Here is a 24,302-nt window from a genome sequence, read left to right as displayed (position 1 = left end):
TATGAACTTCGGCTCAGTCAAAGGTAAGATGAGTAAAACTTATGACTGGCAGCTAGCAATCGTCTAATTTTAGACCCCATATTACCCCAGCGACGACTTTTGCAAGAGGTCTAGTGAAATCATCTGCCCTGTTTTTAGATCCGTAGAAATCCTGAAGAAATAGGAAACTCTCTGCTGGAAACAAGAGAACACCCGTATTTTCCCGGTTCCCAAATTTTGTAATTGCTCCAGATGTAATGAAAAAACTTAAATGATGGGCATTTTTTATATCGATAAAATTGTAAATAAATTAATTTCATCCAGAATCTCTGTAATCTCATATACAGACTAACTTTCTACGTCTAAAAATTAATAAGATTAAAAACTTCTTAAGGTAATTTGTGACAGACAAACGAATTGTTTGTGACTTAGATCCCTAAAGAACCTATGTAAATTAAGGTAAAAGTAAAAGTTACGAATATAAATATAACTAACCTAGCTGAGGAAAAACAGAATATGGGAAATCTGAGCCGGATAGGTATATTTGAAGCTATATCCCAAAAAATAACCAAAGCTAGTGCCAGCAAAAATGTCGCAAGCATCGAATCTGGAGAAATATCCTGCGTGAAAGCGCCTATGCCTAGCCATGAAGCAGGAAGGCTGAAAGCCCTCCAGCAGTATGAGATTCTTGATACGGCTCCCGAACAGGCTTTCGACGATCTAGCTCGTGTGGCTGCACATATTTGCGGAACACCGATTGCGCTAATCAGCCTCGTCGATGCGAATCGGCAGTGGTTCAAGTCAAAAGTCGGTGTGGAAGTATCAGAAACACCGCGAGATATCGCTTTTTGCTCCCATGCTATTCTGCAAACCGATTTGTTTATCGTCTCAGATGCATTAGCCGACCAACGGTTTGCCACGAACCCTTTGGTAACGACTGACCCCAATATTCGCTTTTATGCAGGTGCGCCTTTAATCACACCCGCCGGTTATGCGCTGGGAACGCTGTGCGCGATCGACTTTGTGCCGCGTCAACTCAAGCCTGAGCAGCAAGAAGCCCTCTTATCACTGAGTCGTCAGGTCGTAGCGCAACTGGAACTAAGACGTAATTTAGTAAATATGCGACAAGCGATCGCTGAGCGCTTGCAAGCAGAAAGTCTCTTAGCTAGTCAGAAGCGTGTACTGGAAATGATTGCTAGAGGAGACTCTCTCAATAGCGTCCTGAACGTCTTATGCCGCAATATTGAGAAACATTCCAGTAAAATGCGATGTTCCGTTCTACTTCTGGATGAAAATGGGCGCAATCTCCGCCATGCCGCAGCACCTAGTCTTCCAGAAAGCTATAATCGTGCCCTTGACGGAATCGCCATTGGGTCGCGTGTTGTTTCTTGCGGGACAGCTGCCTATTGGAAAGAGCCTGTAATTGTCTCAGATATTGCCATCGATCCGTTGTGGCAAGATTACCGCGAGTTAGCGTTGAGCAACGAACTGCGAGCTTGTTGGTCTACACCAATTCTTAATTCGGATGGCAAGGTGTTGGGTACTTTTGCCATGTACGACTCCCAGCCTTGCACCCCTAATTCTTATGATTTACAACTGATTGAAATAGCGACAAACTTAGCAGGAATTGCCATTGAGCGCCAGCGGACAGAAACCGCACTCCAGAAAGCGCACGAAAAGCTAGAAAATCGGGTTTGGGAACGAACCCAAGAGCTAGAAAAAGCGAATCAGACATTACAAGCCGAAATTGAAGAGCGCCAGCGAGCAGAAGCGGCGCGGCGGGCATCAGAAGAGAGATTCTTTAAAGCCTTCCGTTCCACTCCTGACGCAATCACTATCAGTACGGTGGCAGAGGGACGCCTTGTTGAAGTCAACGATAGCTTGCTAAACATTACTGGTTATACCCGCGAAGAAATCATCGGTCGCACCACAGTTGAGCTGAAGATTTGGGCAAATCAGGAGCAGCGCGATCGCATGAAGCAGATATTGCTGGAGGAAGGGTCTGTTCGCAACATAGAATTTACCTTCCTTACAAAATCAGGTGAGGCGCGTGTGGCATTACTATCAGCAGAGATTATTGACTTTGACAATCAGCAATGTCTCCTCGCTGTGAGCCGAGATATTACCAGCCGCAAGCAAGCAGAAGAAGCACTTAGAGTACAACAAGAGTTTCTTCGCAATGTGATTGACTCCACCCCAAATTTAATTTTTGTCAAAGACTGGGACGGAAAATTTACTCTGGTTAACAAAGCATTAGCAAGTATTTATGGAACAACCGTTGAAAATTTGCTTGGCAAAACCGATGCAGATTTCAATCCGAATTTTGAGGAAGTAGAACGGTTTCTCTCCGATGACAGAGAAGTGATAATAGGAGAAACGGAAAAAATCATTTCTGAGGAGACCCTCACCGACTCTACAGGCAACGTGCGTTGGTTTCAAACCACCAAGAAATCTCTAGTCTCACCAGATGGGAAAGCCCGACAAGTGCTGGGTGTTGCTACAGATATTAGCGATCGCAAACTGGTAGAGGATCTATTAATCCACGATGCCTTTCACGATAAGCTGACAGGTTTAGCCAACCGCGCTCTATTCATGGAGCGGCTCGGACATTTGGTTGAGCTGACAAAACGGCGTCAAGATTACTTGTTTGCTGTACTCTTTCTGGATCTCGATCGCTTTAAGGTGATTAATGACAGCCTTGGACATACAATCGGCGATCAACTACTTGTCGAAATCGCTTACAGGCTCCAGAGGTGTCTGCGTCCTGGAGATATGGTTGCCCGTCTTGGGGGAGATGAGTTCACGATTCTTCTAGAAGATATTCAAGATGTGAGTGACGCCACCCGCGTTGCGAACCAAATTCAAAATGAACTCGCTTTACCTTTTAACTTAAACGGGCAGGAAGTCTTTACCAGTGCCAGTATTGGCATTGCCTTTAACACTACAGATTCTCACCAGCCGCAAGACCTCTTACGCGATGCCGACATTGCCATGTATCGTGCTAAGGCATCGGGTAGAGCGCGTCATGAGGTCTTCGACATGACGATGCACACTCGCGCTGTGGAACTTTTGCAGTTAGTAACTGACTTGAGGCAGGCTGTTAATCGCCAAGAGTTTCTACTTCACTACCAGCCCATTGTTTCGCTCTCCACAGGTCAAATTACTGGATTTGAAGCTCTAGCGCGCTGGCAGCATCCAGAACGCGGTTTGATTTCTCCAGCTGAGTTTATTCCAGTAGCAGAAGAAACTGGACTAATCGTTCCTATCGGTTGGTGGGTATTACAGGAAGCGTGCCGTCAGATGTATGTATGGCAAAAACAACTTGTTAATGATTCATCATCCGGTGTTCCTGGCAACAAACCATTAACCATCAACCATCAACCATTAACTATTAGCGTAAATCTATCGAGCAAACAGTTTACGCAACCTCATCTCGCCCAAGCAATCCATCAAATTTTAGAGGAAACAGGTTTAGATCCTGGCTGTTTGCGGTTAGAAATCACTGAAAGCGCGGTGATGGAAAATGCTGAATCTGCGATCGCTACTCTCTTACAATTAAAAAAACTAGGCGTCCAGATATATATTGATGACTTCGGCACAGGTTATTCATCTTTAAGCTATCTGCACCGATTTCCGATTGATACGTTGAAAATTGACCGCTCTTTCGTCGGTAGAATGAGCAGTGATAGCGAGAATTGGGAGATTGTCCGTACCATTATCACACTGGCTCACAACTTGGGTTTGGATGTGGTGGCAGAAGGAGTAGAAACAGCAGAGCAACTTGCCCAACTCAGAACCCTGCAATGCGAGTATGGACAAGGTTATTTTTTCTCCCGGCCTCTGGATGTTGCATCTGTCGAGACATTCATGGCGGCAGAGCATCAGTGGTGAGGAAAATCGGCTGTTTTGTTCTGAGAAGGTGGATTTTCCTAACACCCTACAGAGACAGTAACGGGAGCATCCCCTGAATTGCGTTCCGGGTCTTGGCGTAGGCGTTCTCTTTGCTGCTCGTTTTGCTCACAAATTTAATAATTTCTTGGGTTCAAATCAGAAAAAATAAATACAATAAGTATAAATACATATTCAACCGAAAAAGGTTGGAGTTAGCCATGAACAATGTGCAGTACGCTTTTGTACTTCGACGACTGGCTACTATTTTGGCTGTAGCAATTTTGTCTTTGAGCCTGACAGCAGCCGTCACCGGAATTCTTCTATCTTTCTATTACGAACCGACCGCAGGTGGAGCCTATAATTCCTTGAGGGAAATCAAATCAGAGATTCCCAACGGTTGGCTAATTCAGCGTCTCCATGAGATTGCTGGAAATGGATTAATTGGGGCTTCTCTGATAGCGATTGTTGTGATGTTTCTCGGTGAAAAATTTCGCCGAAGCTGGCTGACCGCTTGGATTAGCGGAATTTTATTAACTTTGGTAGCGATCGCGCTTGGTTGGACTGCCATGCTTCTCGATTGGACACAGCTGGGATACTGGCGTTTCACCATCGAATTAGGCACAGTAGAAGCCGTCCCTGGAATTGGTTCCCTACTCCGAGAAATCCTCACGGGGGGTGGAGCCATCAATACGGTAACAGTTGCCCATTTGTACACGTTGCATAGCTACATTCTTTCAATTGGGGCGCTGATTCTGGCAGTGATTCATCTCGGAGGACTATTGCTACAAGAAAAAGAAGAGAAGCAGACGCTGATAGAATCAGAAGCAAAATTAAGCTGACATACATCTAAATCACCCAAAAAAACTCAAACGTCTATGTCCGTCCCTCACCAACTGGCGGTTGGCAGCAATAGACAAGCCATTGTCATCGGTGGCAGTATGGCTGGGCTACTGGCAGCGCGAGTGCTTGCCGAACGCTTTGATCAAGTGACGATTATTGAACGCGATCGCATCCCAGACAAACCAGAGACGCGCCGAGGGGTACTCCAAGCCCACCAAGCTCACGTTCTGCTGTTGCGGGGTCAGCAGATTTTGGAGCAAATGTTTCCTGGATTGGGTGCTGAATTAGCGGCTGCTGGCGCTACTGCTTTGGACTGGACGTTAGACTGTCCCATGCTAGATTTTGGCGGTTGGGCACCCCGCTTTTCCTCTGGACTGGTGACTCGTGCCTGTAGTCGGAACCTGCTGGAGTGGATGATTCGCCGCCGACTGGCTGCTTACAGCAATGTACGCTTTCTGGAAGAATGCCAAGCAACCGAGTTGTTGTCCGACACCAGCAAAACTAAGGTAACGGGCGTACAGGTGCAATTTCACCACCACGGGCAAAACACTAGCGCCGCAGATGTAGAGACGCAAAATTCCGCGTCTCTACCAGCCGATCTGGTCGTGGATGCAACTGGACGGAATTCCAAAACCCCTGAGTGGATAAAGGCATTAGGTTACACACCGCCTCAAGAGACAGTCATTAACTCCTTTTTAGGCTACGCCAGCCGTTGGTATCAACGTCCAGCGGATTTCCAAAGCGATTGGAAATCAATCGTGGTGTGGTCTAAACCAGGAGAAAATTCTCGCGGTGGGCTGCTTTATCCCTGTGAGGGTGACGCTTTTGTAATTACCCTGGCTGGTTTGGGTCGAGACTATCCACCCAGCGACGAAGCTGGCTTTTTGGAATTTGCCCGCAGCTTGCGATCGTCCATTCTCTACGAAGTGGTCAAACAAGCCCAACCGATTTCACCCATCTACTGTCATCGCGGCACAGAAAACCGCCTGCGTCACTACGAACAATCCAGACTGCCAGAAAACTTTGTCGTCTTAGGTGATGCCGTCTGTTCCTTCAATCCTATCTACGGTCAAGGTATGACCGCGGCGGCGATGGCTGCGTTAACGCTGGAGGAGTGCTTGAAAGTGCAATTTCAGCGTCACTCTCAGGACGATTTAACGGGTTTAACGCGGCGCTTTCAAAAGCAACTGGCTAAAGTGAATCATATTCCTTGGCTGATGGCGACGGGCGAGGATTTCCGCTGGTCTACGACCGAGGGCGGTCAACCCGATCTGAAGACCCGATTGATGCAACGGTATCTGGATCGTGTGAGGTTAATCACGATTGAGAGTCCCGTAGCCTTCAAAGTTTTCATAGAAGTGCTGCACCTGCTGAAACCACCCACGGCGTTGTTTCAGCCTAGTATCTTAATGCAAGTGCTAAGGCAGGTAATCACTCGGCGTCAGCAAAATCAAGCGAATGTTAATGAACTATCTCTTCCGAACCTGCCGTCTTCTGGTGTTGATTCGTTAACCTGAAGAGTGTTCGCATCGGCGATGAATCGCCGATGCCATGACTACAACAGCAAAGGAGGTATCTATGTCTGTGCTAGAGGGTTCTTGGAAGCACGAATATATCACCAGCAACGGAATTAAGCTGCACTACGTCACTCAGGGAGAAGGCCCTTTGATGCTAATGCTGCATGGGTTCCCGGAATTTTGGTACTCCTGGCGGCATCTAATCCCCGAATTTGCCAAAGATTATAAAGTCGTCGCCCTTGACTTGCGCGGCTATAACGACAGCGATAAGCCAGCAGCTCAATCGGCTTATGTGATGGATGAATTTATTAAAGATGTTGAAGGGGTAATTCAGGGACTCGGATACTCTAGCTGCGTGCTGGTGGGTCATGACTGGGGGGGCGCGATCGCTTGGAATTTTGCCTACTCATACCCCACGATGGTGGACAAGTTGATTGTGCTAAATCTGCCTCACCCTGCCAAATTTGCCGAAAATATGCGTAATCCTCAACAACTATTACGCAGTTCCTATATCTTCTTTTTTCAGCTACCGTGGCTACCAGAATTTCTTTTACAATCCTTCGATTACCAATCGATTGAAACGGCTATCGCGGGTATGGCTGTTAATAAGAATGCCTTCACCAAAGCCGATCTGGATGCCTATAAACAAGCTGCTGCAAAACCCGGTGCCCTGACAGCCAGCCTAAACTATTATCGCAATCTTTTTCAGCAGAGAATGCTCAGTCAAGATTGGAGTATCCTCCAGGTTCCTACACTAATGATTTGGGGAGAGCAAGATACTGCACTCGGTAAAGAACTGACTTACGGAACTGAAGCGTATGTCAAAGACTTTACGATTAAATACATCCCTGACTCTAGTCATTGGGTGCAGCAAGAGAAACCGCAACTGGTTACTCAATATATGAGGGAGTTCCTTTCATTTACCAACAGCTGATCGATAGTTGATTCTGTAACTTTTTAAATTAGCTCACTTTGCTGCTGAGATTAACACTTTTGAGCCAATTAGAGATTGGGAAAAGTCTAACCATCTTGCTATTAGCTTTCAAAGTGTCAATCAAGAGGCTGAAGCTGCTTTTTCAATTTTAGACAGCTCCAGCCTCAAACCGACAGATTGCCAATCTATTAAAATCTTACCAAGCATCTGTCTGAATGCAACTCAGACAGCGAATCTACTTGCTTCTACATCTACAACAAATAGCGATGCTGTTGGCGCAGTCGCAACGATTAACTCACAATTTTTGTGATGTGGGGAAAATGCGATCGCGCTATTTATTTTTACAATTCTGCTTTGACTCTGTTACAAAATTCTATAAAATTTCGGAAGGTAGCCAATTGGTGTGGCTGATTATGAATTCTTATACCAATTTCCTATGAAGTTGCACTTAATAAAGCTGTAGTGATGTAATCCCATCCACAAATGGAGGAGATCACTTCAGGAGAGATGAGATCGAGAACCTCTTTCAACTTCTGTCGCAATTGCTCCAAGTTGGTGCAAGTTTCCCAACGCAAAAACTGCTTGAAATGTTGCCATAAGCGCTCGATAGGGTTGAGTTCAGGACTGTGAGCTGGTTGAAAAATTGGCAGAATGTTATCGGGCCAATTCAGGGTTACCGATTTGTGGAAACTGCCATTGTCTAGTTGCAGGATATTTAAGCTATCGGGAAATTGTACAGAAAAGTGGTTGAGAAACGACTGAAAGCAGGAGCTATCGAGATGGGAAAACTCCCAAAAGAAACTTTCTCCCGTAGCCGGTTCCACTGCTCCATACACATAGAAGTTCTCGCGCCGCCAACCAACGATGCCGTGAGGTTTCACCCCTTTGAGGGTAATCTGCCGACCTGTGATGGTCTTGAGTCCCAGACGAGTCTCGTCTTGACACCAGTAACGCACTGGTTGTCCTGTTCCCAGATAGCGCACCAGCACTCTTATCAAGTCTTTGAGTTTTTTTTAAAGGCAGCTTGCACTTCGGGTAAAGCCTTCTGGCTGCGAGGACGAGGCACTTTTAGCTTGGCATTAAGTTTATAGCGCACTAATTGATGCACCGTTCGATAGGCCACTACCACCCCACATTCGGCTTCCAACCACCGTTGAATCTGACCATAGCTGTGGAATCCTTCCGGTTGTGCCAAGCGTTGTTCTAGTTTTTGCAAAGCCTCCGGCGTAATTTTCGAGACTTTCCCAGGTGCTGTTTTCACACTTAAGAGAGCTTTTATCCCACCTTGTTTATATCGCTGGAGCCAGCGATAGATCGTCGATTCGTCACGTTGTATCCACTGCGCTAACTCAGACCTTGTGGTCAGCGCTCCTGTTTTAATCGAGTAGAGCATTTGCAACCGCTCTTTTGCTTGAGCGGTGACGGCTCGTTTCAGCCGATGTTGCAGTTCTTCCGTTGTCTCTTGGACTGCCACTTTGAACTGATTTGCCATTCCTACACCTACCCTGTTGCTTTCTTCAATTTAGTGCATCTTCATTGGAAACTGGTATTACTATTAATTCAGCCAAATAATATGCTTTTAATACATCACCTGGGTTTCTTTTGTTATAAATGATATTTTTCTCTTCAAATAAGGCTTTTAAATAAGCACCATGAAACTGAGCGTGAGTATTAAAATCGTTATATTTGTCCATCAATTCAGGGTCATCGACTGAAACATCATAATAGCGGCTATAGTTTAACAAAGGTTGGTTTTGAGGATTTTTTGAGTAAATTTTCCGATTACCCAGAAACCACGTTTCCAGACATCTATTTTGAACGATAATAACAAGCTTTGTCTTTCCCAATTCAAAACTTTCCTTTCTGATAAATTCATCAATTTCCTTTCTGATATCTGGAACAGTATTTTCTTCTGCATCAAGGCATACCACAAAATAGTCATACTTTCCACTTAAATTAATTTCTTCAATTGCTCTGGGAATGAAATCATAAATAAGGGAAGGATAACCTTCACCACTTATAAGGTAATAGTTTTTTTCATTTACTTGATGGTAAGCATTAACTCGCTGTAGTTCTGGTAACAGATGCCCTAACCAAGCTGGATAAACTTTTTTTTCAGTTCTTCTTCCTTCCACAAGAAAATACAGATTCATTCAACTGCTATTCCTTCGCTGTAAGCTTCAAGATTTAGTAGTTGAATAAAAGCTTGATGTCTAGATTTCCCCACGTTAAAATCCTTAGCATCTTTTACCGTTACTACACCTCCTCTGCGAGTAACTATTTTCCAGTGTTCCATGCCAATATTATTAATAATGTAAGGGTGATGGCTGGTTATGATAAATTGCAGATTTCTATTTTGCGCCAACAAATCTTCAGTTAAAACATCAATACAGTTAACGCCTAAACTATTTTCAAATTCGTCGATGAGAATTACACTGTCTTCAGGCGATAAGTATAGTCCGCTAATCTGCATTAACGATTTAAACATTCCAGAAGAAATGTTAGGTTGACTAATCCATTTATTAATACCTTTTTCTTTAATTTTAATAAAAAGAAATTCATTCAATAAATTCCCAAAACTAATTGGTAAATTTTCCGGCCTCTCCGGTTCTAATTTGATATCTTCAACCTGTGTAAATATAGCTATAAAGCGCTTTTTGATTTTTTGAAATACATCTGGGAAATATTTATAAACTAATGCCAATTTGATTAAGTCTGGTTGATTAATTTTTTGTATGGTTTCCACAGAAGAGTTTTCAAATTGGTTTAACAATGCAGTAGTAACTGTATATATTTTATTTTCTGTATCCAACTGAATTATTTTATCAAAACTCTCCTTTATGGGAGCAATGTCTTCTTCTTCACTTAGTATATCAACTAAACTTTTAAACGGTGATAACTTCGGAGTTGTTTGATTTTTAAATTCTATTTTGTCGTTGTTTCTTTTAGCAAGTTCATTGCCCTGTTTGTATAAATATTCATTTATAATTCTAATTTTAGGTTCTTCATCATTTACATCACGAATCTCTCCGGCTAATCCTTTACTTTCAAATTCTCCTTTCCATCGAAATTCAACCCGATCAAGGGTTTCAAATGTAATATCCCATTGCACCCCATTCAAAGGTTCCCCGTTGGCTATTCTCTTTAAATTTAAGATAGACTTAATAATTTGAGTTTTGCCAACTCCTGATACACCGACAAGTAAGGTGAGGTTAGAAAAGCTATTAGTAAAATCAACTGGATTTAAGCGCCAGTCTAAGGCTTTGTTATAATATTCTATTGTTTTAATTTTCATAACTAATGTCCCCTTCAGTCACATAAATTACAACGATTAGCTTGAACTGGTTAATATACTGAAGGCATAGCTGTTAAACACCTACAGCCTAAATTCTTAGATATATTAGCAAAATATTTGTAAAGCTCTATTAACTGAATCTATGGTGGCAGGACTTACACAAGTGTAATAGCGAGCGCTCTCCACTATTATTTTTCCTCCATTCCAAAAAAGCCATCTGAGCCAGAGGCGCGATCGCCTCCTCCACTCTCCTTCCCCCGCCACTGCAAAAACAAGACACAATAGTTAACAGACTCGCCCAGAGCATCCTAAAATCAAAGACTGCCCCTAAAAGTTCCTTACCATGTCCTCAGATGATATCCGCGCCACGCGGTTAGAGAAAGTCGAACAGCTCAAGCAGATGGGAATGAATCCCTATGCTTACCAGTGGGAATCCAGCCACCATGCGGCGCAATTGCAGGAAAAATACGCAGATTTGCCAAGCGGTGAAGAAGTAGAAGTAGAAGTCACCATTGCTGGACGCATTATGGCGCGTCGCGTCTTCGGCAAACTCGCCTTCTTTACCTTGCAAGACGAAACTGGCTCGATTCAGCTGTATCTGGAGAAGAAAAGAATCGATGAAGGGATGGCGGATGTCCCGGATGCCTTTAAACACCTAAAGGATCTAACAGATGCCGGGGATATTCTGGGAGCCAAGGGGACAGTTAAACGCACGGAAAAGGGTGAGCTATCGGTTTACGTCAAGCAGTACGCGATTCTCACCAAGTCGCTGCTGCCTTTACCGGATAAGTGGCATGGATTGACGGATGTAGCTAAGCGCTACCGTCAGCGTTATGTGGATTTGATTGTCAATCCGGAAGTGCGGGAAACCTTCCGACGCCGCGCTCTGATTACCGCCGGAATTCGCCGCTATTTGGATAAACTCGGCTTTATTGAAATTGAAACGCCAGTGTTACAGGGAGAAGCTGGTGGTGCGGATGCGCGTCCCTTCGTCACCTATCACAACACGCTGGATATGGAGTTGTATCTGCGGATTGCCACAGAACTCCATCTAAAGCGGCTAATTGTAGGTGGATTTGAGAAGGTGTTTGAACTGGGGCGGATTTTCCGGAATGAGGGGATTTCTACCCGCCACAACCCCGAATTCACCACGATTGAGGTTTATCAAGCCTACGCCGACTATCAGGACATGATGGCGCTGACGGAGGGAATTATTACCACTGTGGCGCAAGAGGTGCTGGGGACGCTGGAAATTACTTATCAAGGCGAACCGATTAACTTAACACCGCCTTGGCGTCGCGTTACCATGCACGACTTAGTCAAGGAGCAAACTGGCTTAGATTTTGCCGCTTTCCCAACGCTGGAAGCCGCGAAAGCAGCAGCAAGTGAGGCAGGTATCGGAGGCGCAGAAGAATGCGAATCGATTGGCAAAATCCTCAACGAAGCCTTTGAGCAAAAATGCGAACCGAATCTGACTCAGCCGACGTTTGTGCTGGATTATCCGGTGGAAATTTCTCCCCTGGCTAAGCCGCACCGCTCGAAACCAGGATTGGTAGAGCGATTTGAGCTATTTATCGTCGGACGGGAGACGGCGAATAGTTTCTCAGAATTAACCGATCCTATCGATCAGCGTGAACGACTGGAAGCGCAAGCGGCGCGGAAGGCAGCGGGAGATTTGGAAGCGCAAGGCGTGGATGAAGATTTCCTGACAGCGCTGGAGTATGGAATGCCGCCGACAGGTGGTTTAGGGATTGGAATTGACCGCTTAGTGATGCTGCTAACTGATTGTGCCAGCATTCGGGATGCGATCGCTTTCCCTCTCCTCAAACCCGAAAAATCCGACGCTACCCCAGAATCAACCTAACCCCTGCCCCTTCCCTCGTAGGGAAGGGGAGAATTAAAAAGAACCCAACAACCCAAAAATTTCTTCCTTTTCCCTCCCATTAACAAACATTTCTCCCTAACCCTCCCCTTGTAGGGAAGGGTTAGGGAGAAATAGGGAGGGGTTAAGAAAAGGTCAATCTTGCTAATTCGACACTTCTGCCATTTCAATCACGCGACCATCCAAATCTTTTACCAAAAAATTCAAGGGTTTGTCGCGGCGAATTTTGTGCTTGACGCCCCGCATTTGTACCCGCATCAGCACCATTTCTAAACAATCGTGGTCAAAACAAACGTGGCGCTGCTGGTTTTTCTTCCCCAAACTGGCTCCAGAAATTACGTGCAGTTGGGTGTTCTTCTTGAGCTGATACCATAAACCTTCCGTACCATTCAGCTTTTGGGTAGCAGTGCTTCCTCCCAACGTGGGTGAGAGATAAAGCGGATCGATGGCAGTAGCTCCCAATGTTTGCTCGTAGTTGTAGTAGTAGTGCAGCGGCACTTCTGCGACTGGCAAATCTAGCAAGCCTTCATAAAACTGTCGCGCCGTGTCTAAATCGGACACCATGACGGTATGGACTTTTGGGGCGCTGGTGAGAAACATCCACATAGCACCAGCGTAGGCTGCCAAGAGCATCACCATGATGCCTTGAGTAGACAAGAGACCATCTAGAGGTAATTCAGGGAAAAAAGCACCTAAATGAACGAGCTGAGGCAGAAGAGAAATCGTATCAATTGCTGCTAGAACCATGAACCTACAAGGCTTGAAGAACTCTATTGAAAACTAAACTTACGGTTGCACATAACACTTTGACTGTAAACCAGTCAAGAGCGCTATTTAATTCTATCAAGCTTAAACGAGTCTCTAAAATACTCTGCAAGTCTGCCGAAGTTAATAAAACTGACGCAGCAAGTCATCTAGCTCGATACTCAGACAAGGCGATCGCTACGATTTCAGATACCCGATTTCTCTATGAAGTCGGGTATCTTGCCTTCACAAAATGAGAAAGATAATCAGAAGGATGGGAGTTTGTTGAGCGCGATCGCTACTCCATTCATCGCACTGAAGCGATCGCATCAGCTAAAAAAATAAAGGGCGATTGGCACTCTTCCCACCGGCTAAAAATACAAGTATCATTTCCATTCCTGAAAACACTAGATATATTAGGGATCGTTCCTGGATAGAATGACTCCAGTAAGTGATTCAAAATCGTGCAAATTCCTCATTTCCCTGAAAGCAATCATCCGATTGTCAAATCGCTGTTTCATTACAGCGATCAGGAATTACTGACTTTGTTTCAGCGCCATCCGGAGCAGGGGCGCTTCTTCGTAGCGCTTTTCAGTCGCTATAGTCCGATTGTTTATACCCTGATTCAGCATTTGGCGCGATCGCCTGTACAAGCAGACTACCTCTTCGCCCTCACCTGGCGGCACATCTACTTTGAGCTAGGCGGACTGGATTTGCGCGATGTTAGCGGGACTGGGATGCTAACGTTCCAGAACTGGCTGATCAACATTACTGCTGTATGTATCAACCAGGCAGAATTGCCGCCCGTGGAGTCAATTCATTACAACCTACAAGCGGCTTCCCCGCCCCTGTGGTGTTATGTCGAACAAGCGTTGGAGCGATTCCCGCCGATGCTGCGATTGATGGTGCTGATGGCGCAGACCTTTAACTGGAGTCATACGCGGATTGCCGCTTATCTCCAGGCAGAGGGAGAAACAATTTCTCCCGCACAGGTTCAAGTCAAGCTCCAAGAAGGGTATCAACTGTTAGAAGCTTCTTTACCAGAGGATATTCGCACAATTTATCTGGTAGGAGCAGCTAAGCAACAAAAAGGTGAGAAGCAAGAGGCAAGTGGAGCGATTAGCTATGAGTTATGAGGAGCGAGGGTGGTTGTTTGCAGCATTCGCCAAACTAGGCAAAAATAGGGCACAAAAAATAAAAGAGAACAATGCTAATAAATTGAGATTCTTTTCTGTTTCTTTTATCTTTTTACTGTTTACTTTTTACTTGCCGAGCAGTGCCAAAGCCGTTAGTATTGACCAACAACTCAGTATCCCCTTGAACAATGGGACCCAAGGATATGCGAGGGAAGATGCTGACCGACTGCTGCGATTGGGCGCACAGGAGGAACAGAGAGGGAACCTGGCAAAAGCAATTCCCTACTGGATACAAGCACTGGATATTTACCAACAAATAGGCGATCGGCGGGCAATCGGTCAGACATACGATTATTTAGGTCTTACTTACGCCCGCTTGGGACGCTACTTTGAGGCGGAAGATGCCCTGCGACGCCGGTTGGCGGTTGCCCGCGACGAACCAGACTTCCAGGGGCAGATTTATGGCTTAAATAACGTCGGCACCGTTTTGCTGCAACGAGGTGCCGTGCAGGCGGCTTCAGCAAGCTTTTCTGAAGCACTGGCAATTGCCCAAAGCATCAACAGCCAAGCCGGGGAAGGACTGTCTCTAAGTAATCTAGGATTGGCGGCGGCAAATAGCGGCGATTATTTGCAAGCGATTAAACGTTACGAAGAAGCCTTGATTTTTCGGCGTCGGGGGAAAGACCCGCTGGGCGAGGCGAATACAGTGAATAATTTGGGAGATGCTTATCTGGCACTCAATCAATATCGGGATGCCCAGATTTCATACCGTGGGGCACTGAGATTGGGTCGGCAAATACGCGATCGCTCAACTCAATATCGAGCGATTGATGGTCTGCTGGTCGTCTACAGCAAGCTTAGGCAGTATCAGGAGGGTTTTGAACTGCTCGATCGCCGCTTAACCTTGGCTCAGGAATCGCAAAATTTGCGGCAAGAACTAGAATCACTCAGGTTATTTGCTCAACTTTATCAGGTCAGCGGCAACCCAGTAACGGCGCGGACCTTCTACCAACGAGCGATCGTTTTGGCGCGTACCCTTGGGGATGAGCAAGAAGAAGCACTTTTGCTCAACAATTTGGCTCAAATTCGGATTAGATAAGCATTTGAATCAAAACACCAGAAGTGTAGGGACGCAAAGCTTTGCATCTCTACACTTCTGGTTGTGGAAATATCGAAATCGTTAGTTCACCAGGACATTACCATTTTCCTGAATGGTCATGGCATTTTTGTCAACACTGAGATCCGTTGTTTCCTCCAAAACCACCTCTAACATTCCCTGTTCGCCTGATGTTTGCGGAACGACTCTCAACAGTGCGCCATTCGGACGTTGGAAAGTCAGATTTACAGGGGTTTTTAAGCCTTGGAGCGTAATATTATCTCTACCCGGTAGTCTTCTCTGATTGGTATCGCCCAGCACCTGGTAAGTAATGGGATCACCGGTTTGGTTAATCAGCCTGACATTCACCATCCCGTTCATGGGCATCACGTTAGAAGCGGGAGATTGTAGCTGTTCCGGGGCTGGTGCTTGAATCACAGCACCCGGTTGTGTCGGCGGTGCCGTCTCAGCGCCCGGTCTTGGCGGCGCTGGGGATGTTGTCTCAGTCGCGGAACCTGGCTGGAGTGGCGGAGCGGCTGGGCAACCTGCGGGAGGACGAATGCCTGCTTGAATGTATCTAGATTCGTAGAAAATGCTAGGACAAGGATTTAGCGGCGAAGCACCCTGAGCGTTATTCTGCAATTGGTTGACATTGCTGGGAGTGGAGTTATTTTGCATTATGCGATCGCCACTTGCAGGTGGTTGCATCATGCGATCGCCACTTGCAGGTGGTTGCATCATGCCCTCTCCACTTGCGGGTGGTTGCATCAGGCGATCGCGAGTATCGCGCGGTTGGTCGATCTCCCCTGGAGCCGAGTTCATCTGAGCCAGCGCTGGTAAGCCAAAGAGCAAACTCCCACAAATCGCGCCTGCTAACGCTAGTGTTTTTTTGATTGGCTGATGTTTGTGAATCATGATTGATTCTCCTTTAATTCAGTTTTTTAAAAGCATTTATACTGCCCGACTTCAGCAATTTGGTACTCGTCGGGCAGCAAAAAAAGATTTAAAGTCTAGTCAGTAAAAGGCGAAAGTAAAGAATTTGCTCTTTTTACTTTTGCCTTTTTCAAAAAGTTAGGCTTGCTCCCAGAGTTCTCTAATTTTGTCGGGTAAGAAGCCAGCAATTTCCTGAATCCGTTCTTCGGACAATTCATCTTTTGTCGCCGAGAACACAGCCTTAATTGCCATTTCTGGTTCTACCCCTTGCGGCAAACCTGCTTCTTGGCGAATCCGGAATAGAAAAGTATCAGCCTTAATGATCAGGGGAGGACGAATCCGGCTAAGGAAATGGACAATTGGATTGGTATCCTGCCACAAGTCAGCAATTTCGTTTTGCAGCGCCTTATCTTCTGTCGGTTCTACTGGTTCATGCAGTTCAGAAGTCACCCGATCGGCGGCTTCATTCGTCATCATATCTCGCATGGTACGGAACACCACCTCACTGATATCTCTAGCATCAAAGATATCTTCCAGTTCGCCCCTGAACATCACTTTCTCTAGGAAGGGCATATCTTTTGTGGCAATGGGAACCACAGGACCTTCCTTAAGGGCTGCTGGCGGGTTTTCCTCCATTTTTTCCAACAGGCGTTGCCCTTTTTCGGTCAGTCTGGCACTTTTAAATTTAATTAGATGAGGTGCTAAACCATCAGAGGGATCGTAGGAATTGGCAATGCGGAAGTCGAACTCTTTCGGATTAACGACATCCGTGGTATCTTCCTGATTAGCGTAAGCATTGCCAGTAAATTCAGCATCGATATACTGCTTTTGATTTAAATAATCTAAGTGCCCCATCAGGTCGGTTTCTGTGACTTGTCTACCAGCGAAGTCTGCCGCCGTGAAGGCTACTTCATGCTTACCCGGTTCGCTATCACCTTCGTGAATTTTTTTGAGTAAAATGTAGGCAACATCTTCTCTTAAGGGTATTGTCATCAGAATCTCCTTATATTTTGAATGTTGGATTTAGTAAACGTGGCGCTTTGCCCTAAACTTTCCATAAGAAAGCGCTCGTATATAACGAGTAGAGCAATTGAAACTCAAAGAGAGTCTCAAAACCACTTTTGGGTCTAAATTTGGCTAAATTGCCTTAGCCGCTATTCAAGAAATTAGTAGGTCAAGCTTGATCCCTGCATCTGCCAGGGGAAGCATTTCTAAAGTAGAGTCTTCGGAAGGATGAGGAAGGGGATGAAAGATGAATGAATTTGTCCTTCCTAATATTCTTCTGTGGCTGCCGGTAAAGTGACGGTAACGGTTGTACCTTGATGGAGAATACTTTCAATCTGGATATGACCTTGGTGAGTTTCAACAATTGCCTGCGCGATCGCTAACCCTAATCCAGATCCCGTTACCGTTGTATTTCCCGCGATATGAGTTCTGGCTGGATCGACTCGATAGAATCGGTCGAAAATGTGGGGCAGTGCCGACTCTGGAATGCCGATGCCAGTGTCGCTGACTCTGACTTGCAGATGGGGCATCCCGTGGCGTTTCGTGGCGAGGCGATTCATGGTATCGACCCATTGCAATGTCACATCAACTTTACCCCCTGCTGGAGTGTATTGTAGGGCGTTACTAACCAGATTTGTGAAGAGACGCGCCAGCTGATCCCAGTCACCTTCAATAGCAAAGGCATCCTCTTCAAATTTGGGATTTGGGATTTGGGAGGGGAGATTTTCTTGCTCAATCATTCCCATATTTAAAATTGGCAATCCAAAATCGAGAGATAGCTTGACACCTTTCTCCGCAGCGACTAGCTGTTGTTCTTCAATCACCTCCATCAACAAGGCATCAAGGTGAACTTGAACCCAAGTGCGTTGTTTCATGCCACTATCCTGCCGCGCCAGAAATAGCAGATCGTCCACCAAACGCCCTAAACGCCTAGTAAGCCGTTCTACAACCTTCAGCTGTTGTCGGTAATGGATGGGTGCCTCCCCAGATGCTTCTACAAGATCGGGATCGTCCAGCGCCACCTGCACATTCGTTTGAATCATGGCAATCGGGTTCCGCAGTTCGTGGGAGGCGTCAGCGGTGAATTGTTTAAGCCGTTGGTAAGACTCTCGCACGGGTTCCATCGCCAACCCGGAAAGCCACCAGCCGCTAGTCGCCACAGAAATCAACATTAGTCCGGTGCCAAAAATCAAATCGACCATCAACAAACGAGTCGGTTTGGCAACCTCAAACCAAGGATGGCTGACGCGCAGATATCCCAGCACCTGACGCCCCATTTGCACTCGTTGCGTTACCTGTCGCAAAAGCAGCTTGGAGTCCTTCGTTGCCTCCCTGGTCGAAGACCAAAATTCCGAGTCTAATATCCCTTGCCAGGAAGCCCGAACGACCGGCACGGTTTCACCAGTGCGGTTGAGATGAATGGGAATATCTAAAGGTTCGGAGAGAGTTGACCAGAGTAATTCACCTGTGGGGCTAAACCACTCTAGGTCGATGTGGTCGTCTTCAGCGGCTTCTGCATCGTTGCGAAAACTGGCTTCGACGTTGACGGATGAACTGCCATTCGGGGCGGTTTCAATCACGAGCGATCGCTGCACCACTTCCACTACATGATTGAGCGTGTCATCCACGCGCTCAATCAGCGTGTTGCGGACATACAAATAAACCCCAGTAGCAAATAGCAGTAGCAGTACCGCTGTAACAGCCGTGTACCAAATAGCTAATCGCCGACGAGTAGCTTGAAACATAAATTAACTCAATCTTTTGCCAATGCTATTCTGGCAACTCACCTAAACGTTGCTAGTCGGTAAGCGTAGCTAGGGGTAAAATTTTACTATAATCGCTATCCTCTGAATCGCCTGCCTTTCCCAACTTCGATGATATTAAATTAGCGAAAAAATTAAGCATATAACTTCAACGCTAATATCTACTTTTTACACAAAGATACGCAGAGAAATCAATCTAAATTCGCGTACCTTTGCGTTTTCCTTAGCGTACCTTTGCGTTTCAAATATTCAATCTAAGCAACTTTATGCAGCACTGCGTTGCCCAAATTGAGTCAGGAAGCGGAACGCTTTGACAATAGAAGCCGCACAATCTCTGGGAGAAGTGCCGTAAAAGGCACGCCATGCAGCGGCTTTATACTCGTCATAGCGATCTGCTCTTTCTGGAAATTTTTCCAACCAAGCCAAGCGCACGGCATGACCAATTAGCACATCTAGCACAATATATTCTTCTACTTGTAGCTCTGGATTCGCTTGAGCGATCGCTGCCAATTCCATTAATGCCTCAATATTTACCTTTCGGTATTCCGGTGCCTGTATTTTATTAAGTAAATGCTCGATTCGCAGAGCAAAATTCTTTTCCCCTGGCGTCATTTCTGACAAAATCAAATGGCTATCCAAACGATTGCGACGCTCTAGCTTATCCCCAATTACTACACCTTTGCAGTGTTTCAGCAATCTCCAAACGCTGGGATAAAAATCTTTCGGGACTCGATTGAGTGCCCCATCTAGTTGTCGCTGTCGCAACCAACCCCCAGCAGTGGGTGCCTCTTCCTCATCGGGTTCCACCGGCACCACCCACTCAATCTCCTGTTCCTGCTGTTTAACGTGTAAAGATTCTTGCTGACGCAGCACTTGATTCATCCCCTCATACCCAGCCAATACTTGGCGCAGCCGCATTCTCACTTCAAAAGGACTTAACTGCATCAAGTGTTCGTAAGCTTCATCCTGAGTCAGGCACAACTCGTGCGCCAATTCGCTAGTCAGCAGCAGGATCAAATATCCCACCCGCAGCGTCAGCAAACCATCAAATAGCTGAGGTTCCCCCTTGATCAGGAGTCCGAGATAAATTAGGATTTCTTGAGTGAAGACGCGATCGCGAATATCCTCCCCACAGAACTCGCGGATTTTGTCCATAATTTCTGTATAAGACATCGGGCGTGCCATCAGCGATGCCTCAGTATACGCCTTGCCCACCGTAATCTGCTTGCCCCGCACCAGGATATCCGTCACCGCATCCGACAAGCCAATATCAACCTTATTCAGTAACCCAGCCGCATGACGTACCACCGTCCAGTGGGGGGACGCTTCGCTGGTGCCTGCCTTGGTGTACACTTCATCCAGCAAATCCGCCACTGTCACTCGCTGTTCCGGCCCTCCAAAGCCGGTATCAAAATCCAATCCCTGCAACCGCACTAAGGTATGCAACAACTCGATTTGTTCGTAGATGTTTTCCGACTCCCGCAGGCTAGAGAGCAATAACCCCAAATTGGTTTCGCACTCCAGCATAAATTCTTGAGTATTACCCAGCGGCCAATTTTTATCGGGATGGCTGGTCAGGTAGTACCGCCGCGTCGCGGCATCTTGAACCGGCGATTGGGTAAACTCAAAGTCGTGTAGAAAATCAATTCGTTGTGTCCCAGATGTCAGCATCAGCTGATTGAGCCGCCCCAATTTCACCCGAACCCCATTGCATAAACCATCTTTTAGCTCCTGCATCAGTTCCAGAAGCGCCTCTGAGCCGGTTTCCAGCATTGCGTGGGTCAGCAACAACGTCATGGTAGGACGCCCTAGCTCAAACCAATTGCGCTGAATATAAGCAAGTTCGCTCTGAATTTCAGCAACTAAGAAATGGTAGTCAAGGGTCAGGTAAAACTGCTTTTGATCCAAAAATGACGGTAAGAAGACAATCGTCTCGCTGCGAATACGAAAAATCCTTGATGTTGTTAAAGTCCGCAACCGGCGCACGGGCCTGCCCGTGAGTCCCAGCTTGTCGTTCCGCCCAATTTGGGTATAAACCGCCGAAAGTTCTGTTGCTTGACGCACCTGAATCGGCTCCAGTTGTTGCGGCGTCTGCGTTGCAATGCCGTGAACTGCTAATTCAGCCTGTAACTTTTCATCTTCTGCCAGCAGCGCAATTTGTACCATCGGGTTTCCTTCCCGACCCACACTCAGGTGCCGTCCCAGCGGGTCAATATCTCCCACCGCGATTAACTTCTCACTCAGCATTTCTCCTAGCAGGTACAAGCTTTGCGCCCACACCAAGGGGATATTTTCATTTGGCAGGCGCGGTTGGGTGTGGGGGTTCTGTCTCTCCGCCTCAATCTTTTCCGCCGGGACATAATAAAGCTCCGGTAGCAGCCGCAAACCGTCCTGCTCAATCAGCAGAAACTCCAGGCACTCTTGATAGTCCTTAACTTGTTCCATGTCTCCTCGAAACAAGCCATCCAGAACCAGGTAGGTGAAAAATAAAGGCCATTCGCACTCAATATGCTCAAATTGCTGCAATTCCCAAGGTTCGTAGTGCAAGCGGCTGGTATCTTCCAAAACAGTTTGGTGTCCATCTCGCAAAAAGCGTTTGCAGCCGTAGCGTCCCTCCAGCTTGTCGATGATTTTCTGTCGAGTGCGTTCCATCAGCTCCATATTTTCCACCGCAAAGGCTGGGAAACTAATGACGCTTAAGCTAGCCGCATCCACTTCTTTGGAGCTAGATTCTCTTGGTAACAGGGATTTCAGGGTCATACGAGCGCGAGCAATTTCATCCGGCAGCACGTGAATTACAGAAGCCTGAGAACCGCGCACTCCGAATAAATCCAGTCCGCTTATTGCTTCTAAAGCGGCTTTTGCCATCCCGATCGAACTGGCATTTAGTTCTGGATTCCCCCGGTTTATCTTATTTCCCCGCTCCCAAATGCCATAATCGGGGGTTCGGTAAGTTCTGCCAATGTAATAGACCAGATTTTGGACAAAGTTTACTTCGTCAATGGCGTAGATGATATGTAACCCCGATGCCGTCATCTGAGCCAGCATCAGCAGAAATAGCGAGGTGGCATCTAACTGCAAGTGTCCCCAAGCGTCATCGCCGACTACGACATCACCGCTGCTGGTGTTGTATTTGGCGTGCAGGCAGTCTAGGAGGGATTGGCTTTGTTTAAATTGCTCAACTTTGTGGCTCTGTCGCATCATACAGAACAACAGCCCGCGCATCAGCTTGACGACGCTTTGTTCTAGCTCGTAGGTGCGCCCCTTATCTTCATCGACTTTGCGGTAAGCTAGCGCCAATCCCCAAACGGCGAGAATGCTGTAAACGTTGTCGCGTACCCAGGCATCGGTGTAGTCGCCGTGGGCGTTAATTGCAGTACTGGCGGGCAACAGACCCGTAATCGGATTTTGACGGTTGAGAATGACAGCCTTGATCTGGTGGTAGTAATCGTCTAGGCGATCGCTTAGCGGTTGTGAGGCGTTTAGCAACATATCATTCTCCTAAAGAGAGGGGTGCTGGGGGTCGTCCCCGGCAAAACGAAGAGAGTGTCAGAAATCCAGCCCAAGTGCTTTTTATTTTCGCACCAAAGCTAAAATTCATCTGCCTCGCGAAGCAGATTGCTGCGCGTTTACAATTCTTTAGTTACATTCTTGTACAGATGGTAACAAAAGTTTATTTTATGGAGTTAAGACTATGCAAACTCAAGACCGCAACGATGCAACCAAGATTGGCTTTACGCCCCAAGCTGAAAATTGGAATGGGCGTTTTGCCACGATCGGCTTTTTCATTGCCATGATGATTGAACTCACCACAGGTCAAGGCGTGCTTCACTTCTGGGGTCTGATGTAATATATTTCAATTTTATAAATTTGGTCAATTTCAAAAGCTCGCTGGGAGTTTATCTAGGAACTCCCAGTTTTTTGTTTCCCAAATAATAGTAGGGGCAGGTAAAGAAACCCGCCCCTACTATTATTTATCTCGCTAAAAAGGATTGTCTAGCGAATGTATTCTTTGAGAATACTGTTGCGATTGGGATGCCGCAACTTGCGGAGAGCTTTCGCTTCAATTTGACGAATCCGTTCGCGGGTAACGTTGAAGATTTGACCGATTTCTTCAAGAGTTTTCATGCGTCCATCATCCAAACCGTAGCGCAGACGCAGCACATCCCGTTCGCGGGGGCTGAGGGTGTCGAGGACGCTTTCTAGATCTTCCCGGAGGAGGTTTTTAGAAACTTGATCTTCGGGGGTTTCACCATCTGCTTCGATGAAGTCACCCAGACGGGAGTCTTCTTCTTTACCGATGGGAGTTTCTAGAGAGATGGGTAACTGAGCTGATTTAGCAATGAATCGCAGTTTCTCGATGGTCATTTCCATGCGAGTAGCGATTTCTTCTTCAGTGGGTTTGCGACCCATTTCTTGGGATAGAAGCTTGGTAGTTTTTTTGATCCGAGAAATGGTTTCGTACAGGTGAACAGGTAGTCGAATGGTGCGAGATTGATCCGCGATCGCTCTCGTAATTGCCTGACGAATCCACCACGTCGCATACGTGGAGAATTTGTAACCTTTTTCGTGGTCAAATTTTTCAGCGGCTCGAATCAAGCCTAGACTGCCTTCCTGAATCAAGTCTTGGAAGGATAAGCCGCGATTCATATATTTTTTGGCAATCGAAACCACCAAACGCAGGTTTGACTGCACCATTTTGTCTTTAGCGCGGCGACCTACATAGAGGCGATGTCGGAACGCTGGTAGGCGCTTCTTCACCTCTTTAGACCACTCTTCTTGTTGGGGTTCTCGCCCTAGCTGAGTAGCGAGTTGTTCCCAGACTCGCTCAGATTTCAGCACTCCCTCAGCCCACTCTATATCCTGCGGTTCCCGCTCCAGATTTTCGATCAGTTGCTCGCGCAAACGCTCTAATTCTAGTAAGTCGGCTATCTTGCGTGCGAGTTCAATTTCTTCATCGGCTCTTAAGAGACGAATCCGACCAATTTCTTGTAAATAGAGACGAATCGAATCCTCAGTGTAGTGTTTCTTTTTCGTTTGCACCCGACGACGGGATCTACTGACCTTACCAGGCTTACCTTCGTCTTCATCGGGCGTTACGTCTACAAAGTCGTCTTGATCCGCGTCTTCATCAATTAAGAGATCCAACTCGCTCTCAGGCGGAGTGATGATTTCGAGTACGTCGTTGGCCTGGGTCATGCCGAATTCCTCATGCTCCTTCAGTTAAAGACCAGAAGATGGTGTTAGTTAATCTACAAAACAAGTTAGCCAGTCGTTATACCTTGCC

The 24,302-nt window shown here is 46.4% G+C and carries 17 protein-coding genes; 8 read left to right on the top strand and 9 right to left on the bottom strand.

Annotated elements, in window-relative coordinates:
- The first annotated feature begins 615 nt into the window (after positions 1-615).
- The 4 genes from NDI34_RS03895 to NDI34_RS03880 all read left to right on the top strand — a co-directional run bounded on the left by NDI34_RS03895 (position 616) and on the right by NDI34_RS03880 (position 7,161).
- Positions 616-3,870 (top strand): EAL domain-containing protein, encoded by a 3,255-nt coding sequence (locus NDI34_RS03895; protein WP_348231913.1) that lies wholly within the window; start codon positions 616-618, stop codon positions 3,868-3,870.
- Between the two features lie 218 nt (positions 3,871-4,088).
- Complete coding sequence (locus tag NDI34_RS03890) at positions 4,089-4,709, top strand: cytochrome b N-terminal domain-containing protein (RefSeq protein WP_190429372.1); 621 nt, start codon at positions 4,089-4,091, stop codon at positions 4,707-4,709.
- A gap of 36 nt (positions 4,710-4,745) precedes the next feature.
- Positions 4,746-6,227 (top strand): FAD-dependent monooxygenase, encoded by a 1,482-nt coding sequence (locus NDI34_RS03885; protein WP_348231912.1) that lies wholly within the window; start codon positions 4,746-4,748, stop codon positions 6,225-6,227.
- Between the two features lie 61 nt (positions 6,228-6,288).
- Positions 6,289-7,161 (top strand): alpha/beta hydrolase, encoded by an 873-nt coding sequence (locus tag NDI34_RS03880; RefSeq protein ID WP_348231911.1) that lies wholly within the window; start codon positions 6,289-6,291, stop codon positions 7,159-7,161.
- Positions 7,162-7,595: 434 nt separating this feature from the next.
- Here NDI34_RS03880 and NDI34_RS03875 read toward each other — a convergent pair.
- The 3 genes from NDI34_RS03875 to NDI34_RS03865 all read right to left on the bottom strand — a co-directional run bounded on the left by NDI34_RS03875 (position 7,596) and on the right by NDI34_RS03865 (position 10,456).
- Positions 7,596-8,653, bottom strand: a protein-coding gene (locus NDI34_RS03875; protein ID WP_348231910.1) for an IS630 family transposase whose coding sequence is annotated in 2 segments (ribosomal slippage) — positions 7,596-8,174 and positions 8,177-8,653 — 1,056 coding nt in all. Because the reading frame shifts where the segments join, the coding sequence is not laid out codon by codon here.
- Positions 8,654-8,678: 25 nt separating this feature from the next.
- Positions 8,679-9,314: a hypothetical protein gene (locus NDI34_RS03870; RefSeq protein ID WP_348231909.1), complete on the bottom strand. Its 636-nt coding sequence runs from the start codon at positions 9,312-9,314 to the stop codon at positions 8,679-8,681.
- Positions 9,311-10,456 carry an AAA family ATPase gene (locus NDI34_RS03865; RefSeq protein WP_348231908.1) on the bottom strand — a complete coding sequence of 382 codons (1,146 nt, stop codon included), beginning with the start codon at positions 10,454-10,456 and terminating at the stop codon, positions 9,311-9,313. The genes NDI34_RS03870 and NDI34_RS03865 overlap by 4 nt, the downstream gene beginning before the upstream one ends.
- A 343-nt stretch (positions 10,457-10,799) precedes the next feature.
- Between NDI34_RS03865 and lysS the strand changes: the two genes are divergently transcribed.
- Positions 10,800-12,320 (top strand): lysine--tRNA ligase, encoded by a 1,521-nt coding sequence (lysS, locus tag NDI34_RS03860; protein WP_348231907.1) that lies wholly within the window; start codon positions 10,800-10,802, stop codon positions 12,318-12,320.
- Between the two features lie 162 nt (positions 12,321-12,482).
- On the opposite strand, the gene NDI34_RS03855 is transcribed toward lysS, so the two are convergent.
- Positions 12,483-13,085: a glyoxalase-like domain protein gene (locus NDI34_RS03855; protein WP_190413462.1), complete on the bottom strand. Its 603-nt coding sequence runs from the start codon at positions 13,083-13,085 to the stop codon at positions 12,483-12,485.
- Positions 13,086-13,546: 461 nt separating this feature from the next.
- Between NDI34_RS03855 and NDI34_RS03850 the strand changes: the two genes are divergently transcribed.
- Positions 13,547-14,218, top strand: coding sequence for a sigma-70 family RNA polymerase sigma factor (locus NDI34_RS03850; RefSeq protein WP_190413460.1), 672 nt, complete (start codon positions 13,547-13,549; stop codon positions 14,216-14,218).
- On the top strand, positions 14,208-15,317 hold the full coding sequence (locus NDI34_RS03845; RefSeq protein ID WP_190677094.1) for a tetratricopeptide repeat protein: 1,110 nt from the start codon (positions 14,208-14,210) through the stop codon (positions 15,315-15,317). The genes NDI34_RS03850 and NDI34_RS03845 overlap by 11 nt, the downstream gene beginning before the upstream one ends.
- A gap of 81 nt (positions 15,318-15,398) precedes the next feature.
- Here the strand turns inward: NDI34_RS03845 and NDI34_RS03840 are convergent, their stop codons facing one another.
- The 4 genes from NDI34_RS03840 to NDI34_RS03825 all read right to left on the bottom strand — a co-directional run bounded on the left by NDI34_RS03840 (position 15,399) and on the right by NDI34_RS03825 (position 22,507).
- Positions 15,399-16,229, bottom strand: a complete 831-nt coding sequence (locus NDI34_RS03840) for a hypothetical protein (protein ID WP_348231906.1) — start codon at positions 16,227-16,229, stop codon at positions 15,399-15,401.
- Between the two features lie 156 nt (positions 16,230-16,385).
- A complete protein-coding gene (locus tag NDI34_RS03835) occupies positions 16,386-17,240 on the bottom strand; it encodes a DUF2267 domain-containing protein (RefSeq protein ID WP_190413454.1) in 855 nt (284 codons plus the stop codon).
- Positions 17,241-17,518: 278 nt separating this feature from the next.
- Positions 17,519-18,997: an ATP-binding protein gene (locus NDI34_RS03830; RefSeq protein WP_348231905.1), complete on the bottom strand. Its 1,479-nt coding sequence runs from the start codon at positions 18,995-18,997 to the stop codon at positions 17,519-17,521.
- A 282-nt stretch (positions 18,998-19,279) separates the two neighbouring features.
- Positions 19,280-22,507 carry a glycoside hydrolase family 15 protein gene (locus tag NDI34_RS03825; protein ID WP_348231904.1) on the bottom strand — a complete coding sequence of 1,076 codons (3,228 nt, stop codon included), beginning with the start codon at positions 22,505-22,507 and terminating at the stop codon, positions 19,280-19,282.
- A 202-nt stretch (positions 22,508-22,709) separates the two neighbouring features.
- On the opposite strand from NDI34_RS03825, the gene NDI34_RS03820 reads away from it, so the two are divergent.
- Entirely contained in the window at positions 22,710-22,865 is a 156-nt protein-coding gene (locus NDI34_RS03820) for a chlorophyll A-B binding protein (protein ID WP_190435681.1), read from the top strand.
- A 146-nt stretch (positions 22,866-23,011) separates the two neighbouring features.
- Here NDI34_RS03820 and rpoD read toward each other — a convergent pair whose 3' ends face one another.
- Positions 23,012-24,214, bottom strand: a complete 1,203-nt coding sequence (rpoD, locus tag NDI34_RS03815) for an RNA polymerase sigma factor RpoD (RefSeq protein ID WP_190413446.1) — start codon at positions 24,212-24,214, stop codon at positions 23,012-23,014.
- Between the last annotated feature and the right edge of the window lie 88 nt (positions 24,215-24,302).

The sequence above is a fragment of the Trichocoleus sp. DQ-U1 genome (assembly GCF_039961925.1).
Classification (GTDB): Bacteria; Cyanobacteriota; Cyanobacteriia; order Cyanobacteriales; family FACHB-T130; genus FACHB-T130.
This window is presented reverse-complemented; position numbering and strand designations above follow the sequence as displayed.

What these genes read in the sequence shown, in the direction of transcription:
- NDI34_RS03855 (WP_190413462.1), bottom strand. Translation starts at nt 13,085, where the DNA reads ATGGTTCTAGCAGCAATTGATACGATTTCTCTTCTGCCTCAGCTCGTT.
- NDI34_RS03870 (WP_348231909.1), bottom strand. Translation starts at nt 9,314, where the DNA reads ATGAATCTGTATTTTCTTGTGGAAGGAAGAAGAACTGAAAAAAAAGTT.
- NDI34_RS03830 (WP_348231905.1), bottom strand. Translation starts at nt 18,997, where the DNA reads ATGTTTCAAGCTACTCGTCGGCGATTAGCTATTTGGTACACGGCTGTT.
- NDI34_RS03885 (WP_348231912.1), top strand. Translation starts at nt 4,746, where the DNA reads ATGTCCGTCCCTCACCAACTGGCGGTTGGCAGCAATAGACAAGCCATT.
- NDI34_RS03835 (WP_190413454.1), bottom strand. Translation starts at nt 17,240, where the DNA reads ATGACAATACCCTTAAGAGAAGATGTTGCCTACATTTTACTCAAAAAA.
- NDI34_RS03825 (WP_348231904.1), bottom strand. Translation starts at nt 22,507, where the DNA reads ATGTTGCTAAACGCCTCACAACCGCTAAGCGATCGCCTAGACGATTAC.
- NDI34_RS03845 (WP_190677094.1), top strand. Translation starts at nt 14,208, where the DNA reads ATGAGTTATGAGGAGCGAGGGTGGTTGTTTGCAGCATTCGCCAAACTA.
- NDI34_RS03890 (WP_190429372.1), top strand. Translation starts at nt 4,089, where the DNA reads ATGAACAATGTGCAGTACGCTTTTGTACTTCGACGACTGGCTACTATT.
- NDI34_RS03820 (WP_190435681.1), top strand. Translation starts at nt 22,710, where the DNA reads ATGCAAACTCAAGACCGCAACGATGCAACCAAGATTGGCTTTACGCCC.
- NDI34_RS03840 (WP_348231906.1), bottom strand. Translation starts at nt 16,229, where the DNA reads ATGATTCACAAACATCAGCCAATCAAAAAAACACTAGCGTTAGCAGGC.
- NDI34_RS03880 (WP_348231911.1), top strand. Translation starts at nt 6,289, where the DNA reads ATGTCTGTGCTAGAGGGTTCTTGGAAGCACGAATATATCACCAGCAAC.
- lysS (WP_348231907.1), top strand. Translation starts at nt 10,800, where the DNA reads ATGTCCTCAGATGATATCCGCGCCACGCGGTTAGAGAAAGTCGAACAG.
- rpoD (WP_190413446.1), bottom strand. Translation starts at nt 24,214, where the DNA reads ATGACCCAGGCCAACGACGTACTCGAAATCATCACTCCGCCTGAGAGC.
- NDI34_RS03865 (WP_348231908.1), bottom strand. Translation starts at nt 10,456, where the DNA reads ATGAAAATTAAAACAATAGAATATTATAACAAAGCCTTAGACTGGCGC.
- NDI34_RS03895 (WP_348231913.1), top strand. Translation starts at nt 616, where the DNA reads ATGCCTAGCCATGAAGCAGGAAGGCTGAAAGCCCTCCAGCAGTATGAG.